This is a genomic window from Xanthomonas sp. SHU 308 (genome assembly GCF_000364645.1).
Taxonomy (GTDB): Bacteria; Pseudomonadota; Gammaproteobacteria; order Xanthomonadales; family Xanthomonadaceae; genus Xanthomonas_A; species Xanthomonas_A sontii.
Genome location: NZ_AQOK01000893.1, coordinates 1 through 3,649, shown reverse-complemented (window position 1 = coordinate 3,649; position 3,649 = coordinate 1). Strand labels below are relative to the sequence as shown.

General features: G+C 70.5%; 1 protein-coding gene and 2 pseudogenes. 1 reads left to right on the top strand and 2 read right to left on the bottom strand.

The window, feature by feature from the left end; all coding sequences use genetic code 11:
* Both D588_RS25975 and ligA read right to left on the bottom strand, forming a co-directional pair.
* Nucleotides 1-182, bottom strand: a pseudogene (locus tag D588_RS25975) (GNAT family N-acetyltransferase); the annotation flags it as partial.
* A complete protein-coding gene (ligA, locus tag D588_RS0122965; RefSeq protein ID WP_017917659.1) occupies nt 179-2,695 on the bottom strand; it encodes an NAD-dependent DNA ligase LigA in 2,517 nt (838 codons plus the stop codon). The pseudogene D588_RS25975 and the gene ligA, both read right to left, overlap by 4 nt.
* Nucleotides 2,696-3,205: 510 nt before the next feature.
* On the opposite strand from ligA, the pseudogene D588_RS0122960 reads away from it, so the two are divergent.
* Nucleotides 3,206-3,649 (top strand): annotated as a pseudogene (locus D588_RS0122960) (aminotransferase); the annotation flags it as partial.

Sequence of the window (3,649 nt, the reverse complement as noted above, 5' to 3'; positions counted from 1 at the left end):
AGCGCCTCGCCCAGTGTCGGCTGCGCCAGCAGCGCCTGCAGGCCGCGCGCCACGCGCTCGGCATCGAACGCGATGCCGTCCTCGGCGTAGAACGCCTGCAGCATCGCCAGCAAGGCCGGCTGATCGGCCGCGCCGGCAGTGCGCCAGCGCAACTCTTCCTGCTTCATGCCAAGCGCGCTCATGCGCCCTGCCCCTGCGATTGCAGGAACGCCAGCAACTGCGCCTCGTCCCACACCGCCACGCCCAGCTCCTGCGCCTTGTCGAGCTTGGAACCGGCAGCCTCGCCGGCGACCACGAACGCGGTCTTCTTCGATACGCTGCCGGCGACCTTGGCGCCCAGCGCCTCCAGTTGCGCCTTGGCCTCGTCGCGGGTCAGCGCGGTCAGGGTGCCGGTCAGCACCACGGTCTGCCCATCCAGCGGGCCGGCGCGACGCTGCGTCTGCGCCGGGGCGGCATCGAGCAGGCGTTGCATCGCCGCCTCGGCGTCTAACAGCGCCTGCTTCTGTGCCGGATCGGCCAGGTACGCAGCCAGGTTGGCGGCGCCGGCCGTGGACAGCCCCGCCCCGGTCCAGCCGCTTTCGTTGGCGCGCAGCAGCGCGTCGAGGGTGCCGTAGGTGGCGGCCAGACGCTGCGCACTCTTGCCGCCGAGCTTGTCCACCGGCAGCGTGCCCAGCAGATGCGCCAGATCCAGGCGCTCGCGCAATTCCGCCGGCGGTGCGCCCTCGTCGGAAAAGCGAATGCCGGCGGCGATCAGCGCATCGACCACCGCGGCGTTGCCGGGTTGCTCGAAGAACGTGGCGATCGAGCGCGCCACCTCGCCGCCGATGTCCGGCAAGGCCTGCAGCAGCACCGCCGGGGTGCTGCGCACGAACGCCAGCGAGCCCAGCCAGTAGGCCAGCGCCTTGGCCGTGGTCTCGCCCAAGTGCGGAATGCCCAGCGCGAATAGGAAACGCGGCAGCGTGGTGGCGCGGCTGGCGTCGATGCCGGCGACCAGGTTCTCGGCCCACTTGGTCGCGAGCTTGCCCCCCAGGTCCACCGTGAGATGCGCGCGCAGGAAGTCGGCGCGCCGCCACGGCATGGCCTCGTCCTCGAGTGCGGCGCGGCCGGCCGCGTCCAGCGCAAGCGCACCCTTGCTGTCCTCCAGCGCCTGCAGCAGGTCGGCGGCAGTGGCCGCGTCCAGCGCGGTCTTCATCCGCACCAGATCCTCCACGCTCAAGGCGTACAGGTCGGCCAGCGACTGCACGAAGCCGAACTCGACCAGGGCATCGGCCTGGCGCTCGCCCAGGCCTTCGATGTCCATGGCACGACGCGAGGCGAAGTGCCGCACGGCCTCCTTGCGCTGCGCCGCACAGGCCAGGCCGCCGCTGCAGCGCCAGGCCACCGCGTCCTCTTCCTTGACCAGCTCGGAGCCACACACCGGGCAGGTCGCCGGCATCGTCCACGGCGCGGTGCCCGGCGGACGCCGTTCCTCGATCACCCGCACCACTTCCGGGATCACGTCGCCGGCGCGGCGCACGATCACCGTGTCGCCTTCGCGCACGTCCAGCCGCGCGATCTGGTCGGCGTTGTGCAACGTCGCGTTGGTAACCGTGACGCCAGCGACCTGCACCGGCTCCAGCCGCGCCACCGGGGTGACCGCGCCGGTGCGGCCGATCTGCACCTCGATCGCGCGCAGCACGGTCGACTGTTCCTGCGCCGGGAACTTGTGCGCCAGCGCCCAGCGCGGCGCGCGCGAGACGAAGCCCATCGCCTCCTGCTGGTCGTAGTCGTCGAGCTTGTAGACCACGCCGTCGATGTCGTAAGGCAAGCTGTCGCGAGCGGCGCCGATGCGGCGGAAATACGCGATCAGGCCATCGAAGCCGGTAGCGGTATCCGCCTCCGGGGCGACGGGGAAGCCGTAGTCGCGCAGCAGTTGCAGGGTCTGCGAATGGGTTTCGGGCAGTTCCAGGCCGCGGACCTCGCCCACCGAGTAGGCGAAGAACGCCAGCGGCCGGCGCCGGGTCACCGCCGGATCGAGCTGGCGCAGCGAGCCGGCGGCGCCATTGCGCGGGTTGGCCAGCAGCTTTTCGTTGCGCTCCAGCGCCTGCGCGTTCCACGCGGCGAAGGCGGCGCGCGGCATGTAGATTTCGCCGCGCACTTCCAGCACCGCCGGAGGCGGCACGCCGAGGTCGCGCAGCTTCAACGGCACCGAACGCACCTGGCGCAGGTTGGCGGTGACGTCCTCGCCGGTGCTGCCGTCGCCGCGGGTGGCGCCCTGCACGAACACGCCATCCTCGTAGCGCAGGCTGATCGCCAGGCCATCGAGCTTCGGTTCCACCGAGAACACCGGCGCGGCCAGGTCCAGTTCGCGCTCGATGCGGCGCTCGAAGTCGGCGACCTCGGCGAAGCGCGTGCGGTCGTCGGCGTCCTCAGGCACGCCCGGGGTTTCGAAGGCATTGGCGAGCGAGAGCATCGGGATCGCGTGGCGCACTTCCGGGAAGCCGCCGTCCGGGCGCGCGCCGACCTTGCGCGTCGGCGAATCCGCGCTCGCCAACTCGGGGTGCGCGGCTTCCAGGGCCTCCAACTCGCGCATCAGCGCGTCGTACTCGGCATCGGGAATCGACGCGTCGTCGAGCACGTAGTAGCGATGGTTGGCGTCGTCGATGCGCTGACGCAACTCGGCGACACGCTGCTGGGGATCGGGAATTGCGGTCATGCGCAGCGGAAATGGGGGTAACGGAGAGGGGGGCGATAGTAGCTTGAAGGCTGGGATTGGGGAGTCGGGATTGGGGATTGGCTTGACGGCTGGGATTGGCGAGTTGGGAGTGGGGATTCGCTTGACGACCGAGATTGGCGAGTTGGGATTGGAGATTCGCAAGAGCCCAAGCTCGGACTTCTCGCTTCGGCGGCGGTCGTACCCTCATCCGCCCCTGCGGGGCACCTTCTCCCAAGAAGGAGGCCATGGTCCCGAGGGGAGAAAGGAGAAGCCAAAGCCCCTCTCCCACCGGGAGAGGGGTTGGGGTGAGGGTACGGAGCGCGCAGCGCCATCGACGTCACCACCCCCGACTTTTGCCAATCCCTAATCCCTAATCCCCAATCCCGAATCCCCAATCCCAGCCTCAAGCCACTCCCGAAATCCCAAATCCCGAATCCCGGCCCCTCACTCCCTTGCCCCATCATTAACACCTCGTTAACGTGACCTCCCCCGCCCGCTCTGGAGAGCCACGTGTCGCTACCGGTCTCGCGCCGTTCCTTCCTGTCCCTGGCTACCTCCGGTCTGGCGCTCGGCGCCGTGGGCTTGGCCCCCGTTGCCGAGGCGGCGCGGCGCAAGGCAGACGCCGCCGCTGCCGCCACACCCGGCGTGGCGCCGGCGGCCGGCACGGTGTACCTGAACTTCAACGAATGCCCGCTGGGCCCCTCGCCCGCCGCGCTGGCAGCCGCACAGGCGATCCTGCCGCGCAGCGGCCGCTATCTGTTCGAGCTGTCAAACGAGCTGATCGCCGCCTTCGTCGGGCAGCAGCGCCTGCCGGCCGACCACGTGGCGGTGTATCCCGGTTCCAGCGAGCCGCTCGCCCGCACCGCGCGCGCCTTCACCACGCCGCGCGCCGGCGTGGTGGTGGCCGATCCGACCTTCGAGGCGGTGGCCGATGTGGCTGCCGCGCATGGCGCG

Bases quoted from the DNA above. Each gene is read 5' to 3' on its own strand.
- ligA (WP_017917659.1), bottom strand. From the start codon at position 2,695: ATGACCGCAATTCCCGATCCCCAGCAGCGTGTCGCCGAGTTGCGTCAG.